General features: G+C 56.1%; 20 protein-coding genes. 16 read left to right on the top strand and 4 right to left on the bottom strand.

The window, feature by feature from the left end; genetic code table 11:
- The first annotated feature begins 122 nt into the window (after positions 1-122).
- The 8 genes from IQ273_RS17500 to yidD all read left to right on the top strand — a co-directional run bounded on the left by IQ273_RS17500 (position 123) and on the right by yidD (position 5,806).
- A complete protein-coding gene (locus tag IQ273_RS17500) occupies positions 123-743 on the top strand; it encodes a hypothetical protein (protein ID WP_194024452.1) in 621 nt (206 codons plus the stop codon).
- 249 nt (positions 744-992) lie between these two features.
- Positions 993-2,582, top strand: a complete 1,590-nt coding sequence (locus IQ273_RS17505) for a glycoside hydrolase family 57 protein (protein WP_194024453.1) — start codon at positions 993-995, stop codon at positions 2,580-2,582.
- Positions 2,583-2,662: 80 nt separating this feature from the next.
- Positions 2,663-2,923 carry a BrnT family toxin gene (locus IQ273_RS35835; RefSeq protein WP_194024454.1) on the top strand — a complete coding sequence of 87 codons (261 nt, stop codon included), beginning with the start codon at positions 2,663-2,665 and terminating at the stop codon, positions 2,921-2,923.
- A complete protein-coding gene (gene brnA, locus IQ273_RS17515; RefSeq protein WP_194024455.1) occupies positions 2,913-3,149 on the top strand; it encodes a type II toxin-antitoxin system BrnA family antitoxin in 237 nt (78 codons plus the stop codon). The genes IQ273_RS35835 and brnA overlap by 11 nt, the downstream gene beginning before the upstream one ends.
- A gap of 111 nt (positions 3,150-3,260) precedes the next feature.
- Positions 3,261-4,292, top strand: a complete 1,032-nt coding sequence (locus IQ273_RS17520; protein WP_194024456.1) for a PD-(D/E)XK nuclease family protein — start codon at positions 3,261-3,263, stop codon at positions 4,290-4,292.
- Between the two features lie 317 nt (positions 4,293-4,609).
- Positions 4,610-4,948 (top strand): DUF433 domain-containing protein, encoded by a 339-nt coding sequence (locus IQ273_RS17525; protein ID WP_194024457.1) that lies wholly within the window; start codon positions 4,610-4,612, stop codon positions 4,946-4,948.
- A 1-nt stretch (position 4,949) separates the two neighbouring features.
- Positions 4,950-5,282 carry a hypothetical protein gene (locus tag IQ273_RS17530; RefSeq protein ID WP_228053278.1) on the top strand — a complete coding sequence of 111 codons (333 nt, stop codon included), beginning with the start codon at positions 4,950-4,952 and terminating at the stop codon, positions 5,280-5,282.
- A gap of 230 nt (positions 5,283-5,512) precedes the next feature.
- Positions 5,513-5,806 carry a membrane protein insertion efficiency factor YidD gene (yidD, locus tag IQ273_RS17535; RefSeq protein ID WP_194024458.1) on the top strand — a complete coding sequence of 98 codons (294 nt, stop codon included), beginning with the start codon at positions 5,513-5,515 and terminating at the stop codon, positions 5,804-5,806.
- A 99-nt stretch (positions 5,807-5,905) separates the two neighbouring features.
- Here the strand turns inward: yidD and IQ273_RS17540 are convergent, their stop codons facing one another.
- The 4 genes from IQ273_RS17540 to IQ273_RS17555 all read right to left on the bottom strand — a co-directional run bounded on the left by IQ273_RS17540 (position 5,906) and on the right by IQ273_RS17555 (position 8,929).
- On the bottom strand, positions 5,906-7,051 hold the full coding sequence (locus IQ273_RS17540; protein ID WP_194024459.1) for an ABC transporter ATP-binding protein: 1,146 nt from the start codon (positions 7,049-7,051) through the stop codon (positions 5,906-5,908).
- Between the two features lie 229 nt (positions 7,052-7,280).
- Positions 7,281-7,859, bottom strand: coding sequence for a hypothetical protein (locus tag IQ273_RS17545; protein ID WP_194024460.1), 579 nt, complete (start codon positions 7,857-7,859; stop codon positions 7,281-7,283).
- Positions 7,860-7,969: 110 nt separating this feature from the next.
- Entirely contained in the window at positions 7,970-8,407 is a 438-nt protein-coding gene (locus tag IQ273_RS17550) for a DUF4079 domain-containing protein (RefSeq protein ID WP_194024461.1), read from the bottom strand.
- Between the two features lie 156 nt (positions 8,408-8,563).
- Complete coding sequence (locus IQ273_RS17555; protein ID WP_194024462.1) at positions 8,564-8,929, bottom strand: DUF1830 domain-containing protein; 366 nt, start codon at positions 8,927-8,929, stop codon at positions 8,564-8,566.
- Between the two features lie 480 nt (positions 8,930-9,409).
- Here IQ273_RS17555 and IQ273_RS17560 point away from each other — a divergent pair, with 480 nt between their 5' ends.
- The 8 genes from IQ273_RS17560 (at position 9,410) to IQ273_RS17595 (ending at position 17,793) form a co-directional block, all read left to right on the top strand.
- Entirely contained in the window at positions 9,410-11,005 is a 1,596-nt protein-coding gene (locus IQ273_RS17560; protein ID WP_194024463.1) for a photosystem II high light acclimation radical SAM protein, read from the top strand.
- 39 nt (positions 11,006-11,044) lie between these two features.
- Positions 11,045-12,436 carry a DICT sensory domain-containing protein gene (locus IQ273_RS17565; RefSeq protein WP_194024464.1) on the top strand — a complete coding sequence of 464 codons (1,392 nt, stop codon included), beginning with the start codon at positions 11,045-11,047 and terminating at the stop codon, positions 12,434-12,436.
- Between the two features lie 29 nt (positions 12,437-12,465).
- The gene (locus tag IQ273_RS17570; RefSeq protein WP_194024465.1) at positions 12,466-13,122 is read left to right on the top strand and encodes a pentapeptide repeat-containing protein; all 657 of its coding nucleotides are present in this window, start codon (positions 12,466-12,468) and stop codon (positions 13,120-13,122) included.
- Between the two features lie 36 nt (positions 13,123-13,158).
- Positions 13,159-13,830, top strand: a complete 672-nt coding sequence (gene arsH / locus IQ273_RS17575) for an arsenical resistance protein ArsH (protein WP_194024466.1) — start codon at positions 13,159-13,161, stop codon at positions 13,828-13,830.
- A gap of 14 nt (positions 13,831-13,844) precedes the next feature.
- Positions 13,845-14,318 (top strand): hypothetical protein, encoded by a 474-nt coding sequence (locus tag IQ273_RS17580; protein ID WP_228053280.1) that lies wholly within the window; start codon positions 13,845-13,847, stop codon positions 14,316-14,318.
- Between the two features lie 244 nt (positions 14,319-14,562).
- The gene (locus IQ273_RS17585) at positions 14,563-16,266 is read left to right on the top strand and encodes a DUF3352 domain-containing protein (RefSeq protein ID WP_194024467.1); all 1,704 of its coding nucleotides are present in this window, start codon (positions 14,563-14,565) and stop codon (positions 16,264-16,266) included.
- Positions 16,267-16,271: 5 nt separating this feature from the next.
- A complete protein-coding gene (locus tag IQ273_RS17590) occupies positions 16,272-17,390 on the top strand; it encodes a glycerate kinase (RefSeq protein ID WP_228053282.1) in 1,119 nt (372 codons plus the stop codon).
- Positions 17,391-17,466: 76 nt separating this feature from the next.
- Positions 17,467-17,793, top strand: coding sequence for an STAS domain-containing protein (locus IQ273_RS17595; RefSeq protein ID WP_194024468.1), 327 nt, complete (start codon positions 17,467-17,469; stop codon positions 17,791-17,793).
- Positions 17,794-18,117 lie beyond the last annotated feature (324 nt).

The following is an 18,117-nucleotide window of genomic DNA, read 5'->3' on the forward strand; positions in this document are numbered from 1 at the left end:
ATCCACCCGCCTACCCCCCTTCCCCAATGTATTCCACGCAGCACGGCAAACCTCCAGCCCTGCTGTAGCGTGACCTTGGGCCACCCCCGGCCCGCCAAAACGCAGTAACCGAGGATAACGCCATGGCATCAACTAAGGCATCCACCCAAGCATTCACCCTAGGCACACGCCAGATTCAGCAGGCCCTCCGGCGCGGGGCCAAAGCTGTGCTGGTGGCTGGTGGCATTCAACCCTCCACCCGGCGCGGCAATAAAGAACTCACCTTGGCCGTGCAGCGGCTTGCCCAGCAGTCCTACAGCACCCTAGAAAAAGCCACCCAGACCGGCGAGGCCCTGGGTCAAAAAATCGTCGAAATTTCCCAAGCTAAAGGGCTAACCGACCTGGACGGCGGCATCGTTCGTCAGATGATGCTGACCGGCGACATTCCGACCGTGACGAAGGCAACGACCAAGCCCGCTAAGACAGCCCCCGTCGTTATTGCCGAGCCCAAGGCTCCCGAACTGGCTCCTGCCCCCGCAATCGCTGAAGTGGAGGTTGTTGAGCCTGCTGAGGTCGAGGAGGATGCGATCGCCGTCGATGAACCCGCTGAGGCTAACGCTGAGATTGAGGCAGTAGATTCCGCTGAAGAGGTTGTGCCTGAAACTAAAGCGGCTGAACCCACTGAGGTCTCGACGATTGCGGCTACCGCCGAGACTGATGGGGATGCTGATATTGAACCCAAAGCGGTAGGCGCGGCCCAGTAACCTGCGATCGCAATAAACCTTCCCCAGAGAGTTCTCTGTAAACGTTCTGGGGCGATCGCTTCATGGCATACCAGGGCTGGTCTTATCAATCTGCAATAAAACGAACCGCTATCAAACGTCCTGAGCATCCCCGGCTGGTGGATACAGCCCACAGTGCCGTTAGCGATTACCTTTTGCCTTAGAATTTGGTCAACGGCGGTTACCCTCCCGACAGCTCGGCTCTTAGTTCATTTCCTTCAACGGCACCCTATGGCTACCGGATATCTCGCGCTTGTACTCCATGCCCATTTACCCTACGTGCGTCACCCAGAGAGTGACTACGTGCTAGAGGAAGAGTGGCTCTACGAGGCGATTATCGAGACCTACGTGCCTCTGCTCACCATGTTTGATGGGCTCAAGCGCGACGGCATCGACTTCAAGCTCACCATGAGCATGACCCCGCCGCTGGTCTCCATGCTGCAAGACCCGCTGCTGCAAGAGCGCTTCGATGCCCACCTGGCCATGCTCGAAGAGCTCACCGAGCTAGAGGTCGAGCGCCACGTCCATAGCGGCCACCTGCAATATTTAGCCGAAACCTACGCCAAAGAGTTCAACCACGTGCGCGACGTGTGGGAGAGCTACAGCGGCGACCTGGTCACCGCCTTTAAGCAATACCAAGACAGCAACAACCTCGACATCATTACCTGCGGGGCCACCCACGGCTACCTGCCGCTGATGAAAATGTACCCCGAGGCGGTATGGGCGCAAATTCAGGTCGCCGCCGAGCACTACGAAGACACCTTTGGGCAGCCACCCAAGGGCATCTGGCTGCCCGAGTGTGCCTACTACGAAGGCCTAGAGCGCATGGTGGCCGACGCGGGCCTGCGCTACTTCCTCACCGATGGTCACGGCATTCTCTACGCTCGGCCCCGGCCCCGTTTTGGCAGCTACGCCCCCATCTTTACTGAGAGCGGTGTAGCCGCCTTTGGCCGCGATCACGAATCGTCGCAGCAGGTGTGGTCGTCACAGGTGGGCTACCCCGGTGCCCCCGAGTACCGCGAGTTTTACCGCGACCTGGGCTGGGATGCCGAATACGAGTACATCAAGCCCTACATCATGCCCAACGGCCAGCGCAAAAATGTGGGCATCAAGTATCACAAAATTACCGGCAAGGGCCTGGGCCTGTCAGACAAGCAGCTCTACGACCCCTACTGGGCCAAAGAAAAAGCCGCCGAGCACGCCGCCAACTTTATGTACAACCGCGAGCAGCAGATCGGCCACCTGCACGGCCTGATGCAGCGCCCGCCGATCATCGTCTCGCCCTACGACGCCGAGCTGTTTGGCCACTGGTGGTACGAAGGCCCCTGGTTCCTCGACTATCTCTTCCGCAAGAGCTGGTTTGACCAAAACACCTACGAAATGACCCACCTGGCCGACTACCTCCAGGGTCATCCTACCCAGCAGGTAGCCCGCCCTTCCCAGTCGAGCTGGGGCTACAAGGGCTTCCACGAATACTGGCTGAACGAAACCAACGCCTGGATCTACCCCCACTTGCATAAAGCCGCCGAGCGCATGATCGACCTGGCCCGGCGCGAACCCGCCGACGAGCTAGAGTGGCGCGCCCTCAACCAGGCGGCGCGAGAGCTGCTGCTGGCGCAATCGTCCGACTGGGCCTTTATCATGCGTACGGGTACGATGGTGCCCTACGCCGTACGCCGCACCCGCACCCACCTGATGCGCTTTCAAAAGCTGTGGGATGACATTCTGCGCGGCAAAATCGACTCCGGCTGGCTAGAGAAAATTGAAGTAGTAGACAACATCTTCCCCAACATCAACTACCGCGTCTACCGCCCGCTATAACTCCGACAGACCTCCGAGTTTTTGAAAAACTCGGAGGTCTGTGTATGGAAAACCCTTAGTATTTCTAACCAGGCTCTGTAGTGCAGTTTGAGTATGACCCCAATAAAAGCCAAAGCAACTTAGCAAAGCACGGCATCGATTTCGAGACAGCTAAACTGCTTTGGCAAGATCAGTATCGAATAGATCTCCAGGCAACATCTGCAGTAGAACCGCGCTTTTTAGTAGTTGGTAAGATTGAGGGAAAGTACTGGTCTGCAATCATTACCTACCGAGATACGAACGTTCGCATTATTTCTGTACGTCGCTCTCGCGACAATGAGGTATCGCTATATGAACGCTGAAGACCTGGATCGCAAGTTTGATGACGGTGAAGACGTTCTAGAGTATTTTGACCTCTCTACCCTACGGCGACCTGGGCTAGAACCTCAAGCGATTGAACTTACATTTCCGCAGTGGATGGTAGCTGCCCTGGATAAGGAAGCCCAGCGGCTAGGGATTCAACGTGAAGCTATTATTAAGCTCTGGCTAGCAGAACGGTTAGATGCAAATTCCGTTTCGGGTGTCTAGAGCAACTTCTAGGAAATAGTTTCCCTCATCCCTATGAATTATGAGAGCTTGTCAGAAGCCTTAGCTCATTTTCGCAAGATAGCCTTCCATGAGAAGTGTTCTCCAACATTCATGGAGATTACGTCGTATCCCCATCTAGAGAATGTTGCCAGCAATGTGCTCGACTTTTACTTCAACCCAAATGCTGAGCATGGCTTAGGGACATTGCTTTTAGAAGCATTACTCTCCCTTGCAGCTACCCCTGTCATAATCAGCAATCCGTTGGCCGTTTCTGTAGCGCGAGAGATCAGTACTTCTTTGGGCAATAGAATCGATCTGCTAATCGATGCCTATCCAGATGCTGTAATCGTTATCGAGAACAAGCTTTTTCACACTGCAAATAATCCCTTTCCGGACTATGAGCAGTACGCAAATAAGATTGCCAGTCAGCGTCCGGTTGTGTTGATTCTGCTAACGCTCTTTGATATTTCTTCGGGAACTAACATAGGAAATTTTCAGCCTGTTCTATATAAATCTTTTTGCCAGGAGATTCTTCATCGAATTGGAGATCGAATTATTGATGCGGATAATCGATATTTAATCTTTCTTCTGGACTTCATTCAAACCACTCAGAATTTACACGAAGCAAGGGTAATGAATCAAGAATTTTTGACGTTCCTGCAATCTCATGAGGAAGACATTGTCTCTTTGCTACAGAAAGTGACAAGCTTGCAAAAAGAAATGAAGAAAAAGACAGCTGCTTTGGCGGAGTTGATGAGAGAAAAAGAATCAGACACAGTTAATCTATGGTTTTATGGCAGTGGCCTTAAAGAAAAACGGCTTAGAGAAGTTGCCGGATATTGGACTTCTGTTTTGCCTGATTATGTCATAAGCATTGCAGCGGATTTAAGTGTCGATGGTTGGGATATTCGAATCAAAGATAATAAGACGAGTAAGGGCGTGCCCAAAACCCCAGGGCATGATGGCTTCGATACCCAACTGGGTCGATGGTTGCAATCGAAACAAATTGAAGTCTCCCCTCATCCAAGCTTACAAGGGCACTTTCTCTACGGCAGTCACTTCCCTTATGATTCTGACCTTGTGTCGGTAGATACTGAGATTAAAAGACTACTTGCTTTGATTCTTCAAGAGAGCCCGCAGTAAGTAGATTGGGTGAAACGAAGTGTAACCCAACACTAGCTTATCTGTATTATGTTCTGCGATCGCGCCACCCCAATCTACGTTGCTACAATAGCTGTTATGGCCGCAAGCATTGAAAGCATACGGCAGAGGTTCGCTGAAGACCGATTTGAGTTTTCTAAGCACGCCGTTGATCAATCTATTGTTCGTCAGATTTTGGTACGGGAGGTTAGGGATGCGATCAAGGGCAGGTAAACCGGGGACGATACAGAGAAGCCAACCGTATACCCTGAGTGCTTCGAGGGCCTGTTACCATCAAACTAGCGCACCTGGTAGTACCGATGACACTAGCGATCGCAACTGAGCCAACACCACTCAAATCAAATGAGGATGGCGTCGTTCTTGTCGGCAACACTCGTGTCACCTTGGATACTGTGGTCGCTGCCTTCTTGGAGGGTGCTACAGCAGAAGAGATTGTCGAGCAGTATCCATCTCTTCAACTTGCTGATGTGTACTCGGCAATTGCTTACTACCTAAGACGAAAAGCTGAAGTTGATGCTTACATAAAAATTCGACAAGAGCGTGCCAGTCAAGTTCGTCAAGAAAACGAACGTCGTTTTAATCCGATTGGAATTCACGATCGGCTATTGGCAAGGCTTGAGCATCAAAAACAGAGTTGAAATGTTGCGCTTCTTAGCGGACGAGAACTTTGATAACCAAATAGTTCGGAGTATGCTTCGACAAAATCCTAGCGATTTTACAAAAAGAGATGGGTTAGCAATGGTAATTGAATGGCAAGAAACCCTGATCGAAAAGCAGGTTACCTATACCCTGCACCTCAACGACCAAATTATTCTGATCGAAAATGTGCCAACTCGCGTTAATGAAGAAACAGGCGAACAGTTTTTCTCTCCATCAACTTTAGAGCGCTTGCAGCAAACAATTTTGAATCAGCAAGAACCCGATCATTTCGTTCAGGTTCCTGTTTACAACTACTCAAACAGCGCAGCATAAGTGAATTATGAGCTAGACGGCATAACTATCCCATCAGGCTCGGCTTTGTAGGGATTGTGCTAGCGCTCTACTCGACAGCTTCCCCAACATCGTCGAGGTAGCGCCGCCCTTGCATAATCCTGCCGTTAGGGCGTAGGAAAGCCGTAGCTGTAATTAGACCGCTTGATAGAGTCTGCTAGCCATAGTTTTGGATCACAGTGTGGTGTGATGTCTATCCCTGGCTTAGCCCCATGACAGCCTACACATTTGAATCGGTTGCAACCCAGGCTGCGATCGCCTCGCTCAATGTTTACCGCACGCATATTTCTCCACGCAAGGGATTTTCCTGCCCCCATGGGGTGCTGTACGGCGAGTCTTGCTCAGATCACATCAAGCACCTTTTGATCGAGCAAAATTTAAGTGCTGCCATTCGGATGGCACCCCAGCAATTTAGAAATTGCCAACTGGCGGCCCAAACCTTACAGTCGCGGCAAGCTCAGGGCGGATGTTTCATCATTCCCTGCTGTATTCCTATTCCGATCTAGAACCTCTAATCAGGGCTTGGGCTATGAGTCTTGCTGCCCAAGTATTTTAGGATGCGTACCCTAACTGTAAAACGCCAAGGCTGAGCGACCTGGGGGCTGCTAGACCATGGGCATTGATAGGCTGGTGGAGCTGGTCTTTGGGACGGTGCCCCTGCCCAAAGCTGGATACAGACGCACCCGCTGCGACGGTACCGAGATCGCGACCCGACTGCCCACCGCAATAGCGCTACCCAAGGGTAATCGAGCGTAGATCAGCTGGCCCGTGGGCGTTTGCAGACAGTACTGGTACTCGCGGCCCAAAAACTGGCGATCGCGCACCACAGCCACCCCCCCAGCCTCTTCTACCAAAGCCAAATCTTCCTGGCGCACCATTAGCTCAGCCTGGGCAAGCTTGGTCTCGTTGGCCTCAGCGGCAAAGCAGCCAACCTCGGTTTGCCAGCCCTGCGGGCTAAGCTGGGCGGGTAAAAAGTTGGCCTGGGTGACAAACTCGGCCACAAAGCGCGATGCAGGCTGGCCATAGACCACTTCAGGGGCATCAAGCTGTTCCAGGTGTCCCTGATGCATGACGGCGACGCGATCGGCCAGGGCCAGGGCTTCTTCTTGATCGTGGGTAACAAACACTCCTGATGCGCCTACCTGGCGCAAAATATCGCGCACCTCCTGGCGCAGGTAGAGCCGCACCTGCACATCCAGGTTGCTAAAAGGCTCGTCGAGCAGAATAATCGCCGGACGCGGGGCTAGAGCGCGGGCCAGGGCTACTCGCTGCTGCTGCCCCCCAGACAACTCGTGGGGAAAGCGGTGCTTGAGACCTTCGAGGCCAACCAGGGCGATCGCCGCCGCCGTGTGCTTGGTAATATCGGTCGGCGATAGTGCCCCCGGCCCACTCACCACTTTCCTGTGGCCTTTACCCCCGCGCCGCTGCAAACCAAAGGCCACATTTTTTTCGACCGTCAGGTGGGGAAACAAGGCATAGTCTTGAAACACAATGCCTACATCGCGGCATTCTGGAGGCAGCCAGGTCGAGCCACCCACCGGTTGCTGGCCAAAGTAGAGGGTGCCGCGATCGGGCCGTTCAAACCCAGCAATAAGCCGCAGCAACGTTGTTTTACCACAGCCCGATGGCCCCAACAGCCCCAAGATTTCGCCCTGTCTTAAACTCAGGCTGACCTGGTCTACAGCCGGTGGCTGGTGGGGGTTGTAGCGCTTGGTAATCGCATCAAGGCGAAGAATATCCGGTGGGGTCATAGCCTGACAAAAAAAGGGCGGCAGAGCCGCTAGCCGCGAAGCAGGGCGTGACGGCAGGAGCGTTATTGAAAATACTGTTCATTAACTATACCGTTCCATGGGCACCCGCAGACCCATAGACTGTAGGGTTTCGCCTGCGAGGCCAGGCAGTGCGGCTGCCCTTATTAAGATCCGGTGTCAACCGTTGCTGGCACGTACCACAGGCATAGCCAGGGCCACGCCACGCCAGCTAGGTCATCTGCAGCGCTGTGGTAATAGTCCAGGCATCGACCAGCAGCAGCAGCAGGGTAAACCCTAGCAAAATGAAGTACATCCAGGGTTGGGCTAAGGGTTTGACATCCTGAGTGTCGATGCCCGTATAGGTTTCAACTAACTTCACCAGACGCGCGAACCCGGCTACCCGCATGGGTAGCAGATAGGCCTGCTGATTGGCTCCGACAAAATAGTATACAAGCCCTCCCTGGCCAGTCGAACGAGGCTTTAGGGACTGGGCCTCGCTCCAGGGCAGCTGCCACCCCCCGCGAAACAACCAGCGAATCCAGGCTGGGTAGGTAACCTGAATGCTCTGATCATCGACCTCGACCCGCTGGCCCAGTGCGCCGTAGATACCCAGGCCACCCAGCACAATACCTACCGCCACGAGTCGCGGAGAGACGCCCGACTGAGTCACCTGAGCTAAAAAAGGCAAAGGCCCCAGCAGGGCCAAGTACAGCAGCAGCAGCGTCAGGCGAATGAGCGGCGAAATTCGAAAGATCTGGCGATCGCCAGAGGCCAGAGTGGCCGAGGCTAGAGGCGAAGACTCAACCATAACCATTAATACTGTGACAAAAAACCGTGGCCCAAAACAAGGCGTAACAAGTGCCTAGCTCAGCGCTAGCGTCGCGTATTCTTACCCATGAATTAACCGGGAATACCCCTTTAAGGTAAATACTTTTGCACCACCTGCCAGCCCGACAGACCGGCAGCAGCTAGCCCCAACCCCAGCCCGCCATTTAGCCCCACATGCAGGGGACGCGCCCAGGGGCGCTCGGGGGCAATGCGGCTGGCGCTCCAGGCCGAGGCCAGCACCAGCGCCACCACCGACAGCCCAAACAACAGGTGAAAAGAGTGGCCCAAACGGCCATATTCCCCCAGGGTGCCAACAATGCCAATGGCGAGCAGCACCAGCACCAGCATAACGATCGCCGTGCCCAGCCCGATGTGTAGGGGCCGCACCCAAGCCGATCGTTTTTGCTGCTGAGACCGGGTGTAATAGAGCACGCCACCCGTCATTGCTAACAGTGCGTACCCCGTGAGGGTAAGCCCCATTGACCATGCGGCAATACGCCACAGCCATAAAAATGAAGGTAGGTTCACCGTTTCCCCTTGATTAACACCATTGGCCCTGCCCTGGTGATATCAAGCAGATACGTAACCGACCTTCAAAATCGATGAAGGCTAGCCGCCAAGACCAGGGTGACCGCGCTACTCTACAGTCTACTGACCCTTTAGACTATCGAGCTAACCACTGGACTAGCTGGCCGGTGAAGCCGCGATCGCAGGTGTTTGCTCTTCTAGGGGATCACTAACCTGTTTGGCCCCAAGCTCTGCACCTGAGGCCGGGTCAAAACCCGCTGGCTCAGGTGCATCGACCTGTAGGCGATCGCAGGGAATACTGTCAGACAAAATAGCGCTGGCCATCATGCCGGTATGAATCTCTAGGAGTGCTCTAGGTACGGTTTCAAAAAGCAACCGCTGCCCCGGAAAAACCACTCGCTCAAAGTACCAATCGGGCACATTTGTAATGCGAGCAACCTGGATTTTACTGGTGGCATTTACATAGCAGCAGAGAATCTGGCTCTGACCATCGGAGGGAAGGGGATCAAGGATTTGTGCCATTGATGCTTTACGGCAATACTGCAAGAATCACTGGGCAAAGCCTAACACTTCGCGATCCCCAGCTGTTGTAAAGGCGACTACCAACCCCTACAACACCGTCACTATTTACAACAATCGGACACATTGCTTCAAGCTTTGCAACAGCCCTGCCCTGAAGCTTTTTTTCTAGCTGCCCCTGGCCCAGCATCACACAGGTGAATTCTTTGAATGCCCCTTCCTAAGGCCAGCCTTAAAATTTCACTATTTTTTTATACCATGCGGAGGAAGTTTTACAGTCGTTTTGCTGGTGTTCTGCCTGTGAGCTATGACCCTTATGTAGCGCTATACAGTACTGAGAGCTCTGAATCCTGGGATGTGATAATTGAGCCAAGTCTATAGTCGTGGCGGCAGTGTGGCGGCTCCAGGGAGAGATTTATTGTTTTGCCCTACCCAAGCGAAGGGACGGTGCTATCGTGAAGATATGTATCAAGCCTGATAAGCATGCCTTTCTCTACCGCTAGCCAGGCCCGTGTGCTCTACGTGCGGCTGCCCTGTAACCCAATCTTTCCGGTTGGGGTGGTCTACCTGGCTGATCATGTACATAAGCTTTTCCCTCATCTAGAGCAGCGCATTTTTGATTTGGGGGCGGTGCCACCCCTCGACTACGGCGCTGCCCTCGATCGCTGCATCGACGACTTTCAGCCCACCCTGCTGGTGTTTTCGTGGCGCGATATTCAAATTTTTGCTCCCGTAGGCGGTCGCGGCGGCAACCCCCTGCAAAACGCCTTTGAGTTTTTCTACGCCCGCAACCTGTTCTTAAAAGCCAGAGGTGCCTTCGGCGGCCTGCGGATGGCCACTACCTACCTGGCCGAACTCTGGCGCAATCAGGGGCTGATCAAGCGCGGCTTTAGGCGCGCCCAGCGCTACCACCAGAACGTCACCACCGTAGTCGGCGGCGGTGCCGTGAGCGTCTTCTATGAGCAGCTCCACAACCGACTGCCTAAGGGCACGATTATTTCGGTAGGCGAGGGGGAAATGCTGCTAGAGCGGATCCTGCGCGGCGAAGATTTCTTGGACCAGCGCTGCTACATAGCTGGGGAAACCACCCCGCGCGATCGCCTCATTCATGAAGAGCCCGCTCCACTCGAAAAAACCGCCTGCAACTACGACTACATCGAGACGATCTGGCCCGAGTTTGATTACTACCTGCAAGACCAAGACTTTTATATTGGTGTGCAGACCAAGCGGGGCTGCCCCCACAACTGCTGCTACTGCATCTACACGGTGGTTGAGGGCAAGCAGGTGCGCATTAACCCCGCCGCAGAGGTGGTGGCCGAAATGCAGCAGCTCTACAAACGGGGCGTGCGCAACTTTTGGTTTACCGATGCCCAGTTCATCCCGGCCCGCCGGTTTATGCGCGATGCCGAAGAGCTGCTAGAGAAGATTCTCGACGCGGGCATGACCGATATTCACTGGGCCGCCTACATTCGCGCCGACAACCTGACGCCCAAGCTCTGCCAGCTGATGGCCGACACCGGCATGAACTACTTTGAAATTGGCATCACTAGCGGCTCTCAGGAGCTGGTACGCAAAATGCGCATGGGCTACAACCTGCGCACGGTGCTGCAAAACTGCAAAGACCTCAAGGCCGCCGGATTTAACGACCTGGTATCGGTCAACTACTCGTTTAATGTGATCGACGAGCGGCCCGAAACCATTCGCCAAACCCTCGCCTACCACCGGGCTTTGGAAGAGGTGTTTGGCCGCGAGAAGGTGGAGCCCGCCATTTTCTTCATTGGCCTCCAGCCCCATACTCACTTAGAAGAGTACGCCTTCGATAAAAATATTCTCAAGCGCGACTACAACCCCCTGGACATTCACCTACCCTGGGTGTCGAAGAAGCTGCTGTGGAACCCGGAGCCGCTGGGGTCGTTTTTGGGAGAAGTTTGCCTGGAAGCCTGGCAGCGCAACCCCGACGACTTTGGTCGCGAGGTGATGGATATTCTAGAAGAGCGTTTGGGACGCGCGCCTTTAGAAGACGCTTTGAGCGCCCCGATTGAGGCTGACCGCCGCCCTGTGGCTGCGTTATCATCCTGATACAGACGCTACAGTCAATTGAAACTATAGGGGATTGCAATGCTGGAGGGGTCAATATTAAAGCAGCTGGTGGATGGCCGGGCTGAGCCAGATACTACGCCGCTCAACTATGGGGTTTACTACAAAAACACTTTGGTTGCCCTCTGCCACGCCCTTGAAGACTGTATTTTGACCTCTGGTTCTGCACCGCTGGTAATTACGGCCTTTCAGCGGGGTAAGTGGTATCTGCAAGAGGCCGATCGCTACAGCGCGATCGCCGAGCAGGCCGAGCAGATTGTGATTATGGCCTCTCCCGAGGCTGGCTTTCACGATCACCCCACCAGCCAGCGCGAGAACGTGGCCCTAGTCGATTTGGCCAACGACGACCCCGTGGCCGAAGAGTGGCACCTGATGATTCTTTCTCCCGACTACACCGCGATGGTGCTGTGTCAGGAGCTATCGGTGGAAGACTACGGTAAATCCGGGGTACCTGAGCAGGACCTGGAGCGCAAGTTTTACGGCTTTTGGACCTTTGACTCGGCCCTGGTGAGTCAGACGATTGAGCTGGCGATCGCCCACGTGGGTCACTACGACCCTACCCTGCAGGCGCAGCTAGCCGACCACCTGACTCGGCTCAAACAGCAAAACCCCGCCCTCCACAGCGACGAACCTGCCACCGTTAGCCACACCGTTAGCCAGGTGGTGCACTACCTGCAAAACAGCCGCAACGACCTCAAGGGCAACCTCGCCTTCAGCCTGGTCGAAGACCTGGAGCAAAATCTGGTATCTAACGAACTCCAGGCCTTTTTGCGGATGGCCCAGCTGGTTGACCTCAGTGACCCGGTCAACCCTCTGGCGGCCAGTGAAGTGGTGTCTTTATTAGAAATGATGGGTCAGCTGCTCGATCTGCCCGCCTGGCAGCTCCAGCGGCTGCGGCTGGCCGGTATGCTGCACCGCATTGCCCCCGCCCCCGACCTGGCCACCCTATCTAACGATGGGCCGAGCTGCCCGCTGATTCCAGAAGTGCAGGCTCTACGACTCATGCCCCGCCTGCGGGCCGTGGCCGCCATCATTGCCCACCAGGGCGAACGCTGGGATGGCAGCGGTTACCCGGCGGGCTTAGCCGGTGATGCAGTGCCGCTGGAGTCGCGCATGCTCAGCCTGGTGGCCGAATTTCAGCACCGGGTGGCCGAAGCTCGCCACGGCCAAGACACTGACGTCGACAACATGGCCGTATTGGGCGAGGTCTTGGGCACCTGCCAAGCCGAAGCCGGTGAACAATGGGATCCAAAACTGGTTGAAATACTGGGGCTAATGGTGATGGGCCTGCAGCAGGGCATGAGCTTGCCCACAATACCGACTAAAATTACCCTGGGATCAGGACTTCTAAACCCCGATGTGGCCGACCAGACCTCGGTCTTTCCCTCCTCGTCTGAACTGCTGCCTCGATAGCCTGTTTTGTAATCGCGACCCCTGTAACCGTGACTCCTGTGCCTAGCGACTCTGTAGATATTGCCGCCCTGCGATTGGGAAAGCTCCGTCACCTGGCCGGGGCCAACCTAGAAGACGAAGATCTCTCCGGCGCTGATTTAGCGGGCGTTCAGCTAGCCGGAGCCAATCTGGTGGGCACCGACCTGAGCCGCGCCTCCCTCGCCAAAGCTCACCTGGAAGGAGCCAATCTGATGGGAGCTAGCCTGGTAGGCACCGACCTGCGGGCCAACCTGTGGGGGGCCAATCTAATGCAGTGCGACCTCACCGGGGCCGATCTGCGCGGCGCTAACCTACGCGGGGCCAATTTGATGGGTGCCCGCCTAGCTGGGGTGAGCCTGGCCGGGGCATTCTTAAGCGGCTGCAACCTGATGGGCGTCAACCTGCAGGGGGTAGATCTGCGGGGGGCCGACCTGCGGGGGGCCAACCTCAGCGATACCAACCTCAAGGGGGCCGACCTTTCCCAGACCGACCTACAGGGGGCGCGGCTTGACAACGCTAATTTAGAAGAAGCCGACCTGCGCCAGGCTAACCTGTCGGGGGCAGCGCTGGGTGGGGCCAACTTGCTCTGTTCCGATCTAACGGGTACGCAACTCGACGGCGTTAGCCTCACGGGAGCCTGCCTGATTGGTACTCGCCTAGATCAGTAGGCTGGCGGGTTGGAGCCAGCTATAGGGGAAAGATCTATGAGCTTTGACCACAAACCGAGGATTTTATTGCTCTACGGTTCGCTGCGCGATCGCTCCTACAGTCGGCTGCTGGCCGAGGAAGCCGCCAGAATTATTGAGGGGTTTGGGGCCGAAACGCGCTTTTTTCATCCTCACGATCTGCCACTCCACGGCAGCGTGTCCGACAGCCACCCCAAGGTGCAAGAGCTGCGCGATTTGGTCACCTGGTCAGAGGGGCAGGTGTGGTCTAGCCCCGAAATGCACGGCAACGTGAGCGGCTTGCTCAAGCACCAGATCGACTGGATTCCTTTGAGCATTGGCGCAGTGCGGCCCACCCAGGGTAAAACCCTGGCGGTGATGCAGGTGTGCGGCGGGTCGCAGTCGTACAATGCAGTGAATACGCTGCGGGTGCTGGGCCGCTGGATGCGAATGTTTACGATTCCCAACCAGTCATCGGTGCCTAAGGCCTATCAGGAGTTCGACGACGATGGCACGATGAAAGAGTCGCCCTACCGCGATCGCGTCATTGATGTCATGGAAGAACTTTATAAATTCACCCTGCTGCTGCGCGATCAAGTCGATTACCTGACCGATCGCTACAGTGAGCGCAAGGCCGAGACTGAAAAACAAGCCAGCACCATCGTCAGCCAGTCTATTGGCACCGTACCTAGCGAGTCTCCGTCCTCCTAAACCCGTTCTGTGCTATGGCTATACGCCAGTTCACCGCCCTAATTGCCCGTAGTGCTGGCCTGTGTCTTCAGCGCCCTAACCAGCGCTATACCGCTGGCATTCGTGCCGCGATCGCGCTGCCCCTAGGGGCCACCGTCCTGGTAATTGCCGCCGCCTGCCTGCCCACGGCCTCCTCGGACAGCAGCGCCAGCGATAAAATCGCCTTTGACCTCAGCACCCTCGATGAAAACGGTCTCTACGGCCCGCCCAATGGCAAACGATCGCTCGACTATGAGTTCTGCATTCCGACTGGTGACGCCTATGCCCAGGCTGTTGGGGCGATCGACCCCTCGGTGCAGCTTTTCCCCCAGAGCCGAGGCCGCATCGGCTGTAGCGAAGGTGAGGTGCTGGCGATCGGCAATACCAACCAGGCTAACTACGAAACCATTTTGATCGAGGTGGCTAACCTCGACTACATCGATCGCATCCAGCCGGTGGATTGGGAGTAAGAACTATAGCGAAAATAACCGAAGCTGGGGCCACGACATGATCCCGTCAGGCGGCGGCAGCGGCGGCTAAAATCGCCCAAAACTCCCCTTCAACCTTAAAAAACCGAACATTTACATTATTTAATTTCTAAACAGCCGATTGGCATCCGAGGCGTTACGAGTCTCGAAGGGCCATACACTAGGAAGAATTAGTCAGCGCAGGCCATCGCGCTGTGGGTGTTTTGGGGTTTCAAGCGTGAGGTCAATGAAGTTTCGCTCCTTTATTCGTCCCCTCGCCATTGCCGCTGGGCTGGTGCTGGTGCTGGGTTTGGGCCTGCTGGGTCGCCTCACCCTCAGTACCCCGCTGTACCTGATTGAGCGCGGCGGTCAGGGGCAGCCGCTAGCGCTCCAGTTTATGCCCAAGCAGTCAACGGTGGTGGCCTCGGTGCTGGTGCGCCCCGATCGCCTCGCCGACCTGTGGGAGTATTTGGCCGCCCCTCGCCTGCGCCAAGACACTCGCCACGATCAAGAACTGATTGAGCAGGCGCTGCTAGCCAATACTGGCCTCAGCTACAGCCGCGATATTCAGCCCTGGCTTGGGGAAGAGGTGACCGCCGCTCTGGTCACCCCCGACCTCGACCAAGACCCCGCCAATGGCACCACCCCAGGCTACCTGGTGGCGCTGGCCTGTAACGACAGCGCTGCCGCCCAGGCGGCCCTAGAGCTGTACTGGCAAAACCGCGCGATCGCAGGCGATGCCCTCACCTTTGAAGACTTTTCGGGTAACCGATTGATCTACGCCCGGCGGGGCGCACAGCGCTTCCCCGGCGAAGATACGGCCCAGCTGGCTACAACCCTGGTGGCCAACCGTTACGTGCTGGCGGCTAACCATCCCACCGTGCTGCGCCAGGCCCTCACCGCCGCTCAGTCGAGCGACCTCAACCTGCAGGCCGATCGCCGCTACAAAACCGCTCTGCGAGAGCTGCCTCAGACCCGCGTTGGGCTGCTGGCCCTCAACCTGCCCGCCGTCAACCGCTGGCTACACCCCGATCGAGATGCCACCGTGAGCCTGAACCAGCTAGAGGCCACCGACGATGAGGTGGGCTGGGGGCTGATGTCGTGGCAACTCACTCGCCAGGGGCTGGTAGGCCATACGGCCCTGCTCGCAGCGCAGGGGCACAGGCTACATCCCCAGCGGGCCACGGCGGCAGATTGGCAGGCGATCGCGCCCTATCTGCCCGATTCGCTAGCGGTAACGGCCCTGGGCACTGACCTGACAGCTCTAGGCCAGCGCTTAAAGCCACTGCTGGCGCTGGGGGCTCCGACGGGTGATGGGGCGCCCCCCCTAGCCCCGGTCATCGACAAGGCATTAGGATCGGGAGCAGCGGAGCTATTACAAACTGGGGTAGATCGCGCCTACGGCGTTGGGCTGGTTACGGCTAGGGCCAATGCCCCCGACTGGCTGGTGGTTGCTCCCCAAAGTGTAACGCTGAGCAAAACGCTAGCTGATCTAACCGAGCTGGCTCGGCAGCAGGGGCTGGGCGTGGGTTCCCTAGATTTAAGGGGCACCCCGGCGATCGCCTGGACCCGCTTGGCTCTGTCGCCTAACCGGTCACAACCCTTGCAGGTGATGGCAGAGGTGGCTGGTCTGCAGGCCCAGATAGACCAGTACGAGGTGCTGGCGACCTCTGCCGCTATGCTAGACGCCGTCATTCACCCCAGCGCCCCCAGGCAGCCGCCGACCTGGTGGCAACAGGTGGCGCAACTCCCTGGCCCCAGCACCGGCTATGTGCACATCGACTGGTCCCAGGTTCAGGCTAGTTTGGTCGCCCAGCTGCCCCAGTGGCGGCTGTGGGGCACAGCGGCACAGCCTGCCCTCAAGCACCTACAGCAAATTACGCTGGTCAGCGGCGATCGCAGTGATGCCATGCAGACCGGCAGCATTTTGGTTCAGCTCAGTAACCAGTAAAAGCTATGGCAGACCTGGCAGAAACAGCCATGAATTTTGCGCCCGGTAATTTTGAAATTGCGCCCCTGTTGGCTACTCATCTAGCTGGGAGTCCCTGCGACGACGCCCAGCTTCAGCAGCTGCTAGCGTGGGAACTGGCTGACCCTCGGCGGGCTGCCGCCTGGGGCATTACCCCCGTTAACGGAGTGGCCAAGCTGCAAGAGCGTCTAAATTGGCTGCACACCCTAGGGCCTCATCACGACGCGTTGCCCCTACCCCCTGGCCCGATCGATCGCTACCTAAATCTGTATTGGCAGCTGTGGCTTCCCCTGGCGCTCACCCTCAAGCAGGCCCGCGACGAGCTAAATGCGCCCCTCATTCAGGGCGTGCTGGGGGGGCAGGGCACTGGCAAAACTACCCTTACCCTCATTCTGCGGCACTTGCTGGGAGTGATGGGCTACAAGGCGGTGGGCCTCTCCATCGACGACCTCTACAAGACCTACCGCGATCGCCAGCAGCTGATTCAGAGCGACCCCCGGCTGCGGTGGCGGGGGCCACCGGGCACCCACGATATTGACCTGGGGCTAGTGACGATCGCCCACATTCGTTCAGCCAAAGCGGACGAAGCCGTTGCCTTGCCGCGCTTTGATAAATCTCTGCACGGTGGCGAAGGCGATCGCACCGAGCCCGAGTGGGTGCAGGATGTCGATATTCTGCTGTTTGAGGGCTGGTTTTTAGGGGCGCGACCGGTTGATCCTGGCTGTTTTGACCACGCTCCAGCGCCCATCGCCACCGAGATCGTTACGGAGGCCGACCGCCAGTTTGCCCGCGATATGAACGCCCAGCTCTCCACCTACCTGCCCCTGTGGGACTGTCTCGATCGCCTGATGGTACTTTGCCCAGCAGACTACCGGCTGAGCAAGCAGTGGCGCAAAGACGCTGAACACCAAATGAAAGCTCAGGGGAAAGCTGGCATGAGTGACACCACCATTGATGAATTTGTGGAGTACTTCTGGCGCGCGCTGCATCCGGAGCTGTTTATCACTCCCCTCAAGCAGGATGGGGAACACGTTAACCTAGTGGTGGAAATTGAGCGCGATCGCACTCCGAAAGCCATTTATTCTCCGGCTCTAGCCCTTACTTAGCCGTAGATATTAGGTGACCGCAGATATTAGGGACAGCTGCCAAGTAAATTTTTAGTTTAGGATAATGACTTTTATTATGAGTTCTAGCATTCAAGTTATCGAGCCTACCGGTATTTTAGACAGCACCAAAGCCGAAGAGTTTCGCCAGTCGGTAGAAGATCTGCTGCAAAACGGAGCCGAAGTTATTTTAGTTGACCTTAAAGATATTACGTTCATCGATAGCTCTGGCCTTGGCACCCTAGTCGTGCTGCTGAAAAAAATTCGAGGACTAAATCGCACCTTTTGCATTTGCTCCATGAATGACCAGGTGAGAATGCTATTTGAACTCACCAGCATGGATCGCGTGTTTGAGATCTACGAAGATCGCCAGGCCTTTGAATCCGCTAAGGTCAAAGTGTCTTAATATTTTAATAAGTAGGAAGACCCAATCAAATATAAGACCGTGTAGGTTGCGGTTGAGGCACGAAACCCAACGCCCGCATGGGTTACGCTATCGCTAACCCATCCTACATTTGAATTAGCCTAGCTACTTACCCTTTGCGAAGCATTCTGTAGGAAAGCATTCCTAACAGGCAAAAGGGCAGAGCGCTAGCGGCACCCGCCAAAGCTCACCATCGCTGGATGACATCTTTGCTTTTTTAAAGAAGCATTAGTACTCGACGGCTGAAATATGCCCACCATTCCGAATTGCTTGGCTCCCTAGCCCCCCTGCTCTCTAGCCCCCCTG

Origin of the sequence: Nodosilinea sp. LEGE 07298 (assembly GCF_015207265.1) — a bacterium.
GTDB lineage: Bacteria > Cyanobacteriota > Cyanobacteriia > Phormidesmidales > Phormidesmidaceae > Nodosilinea.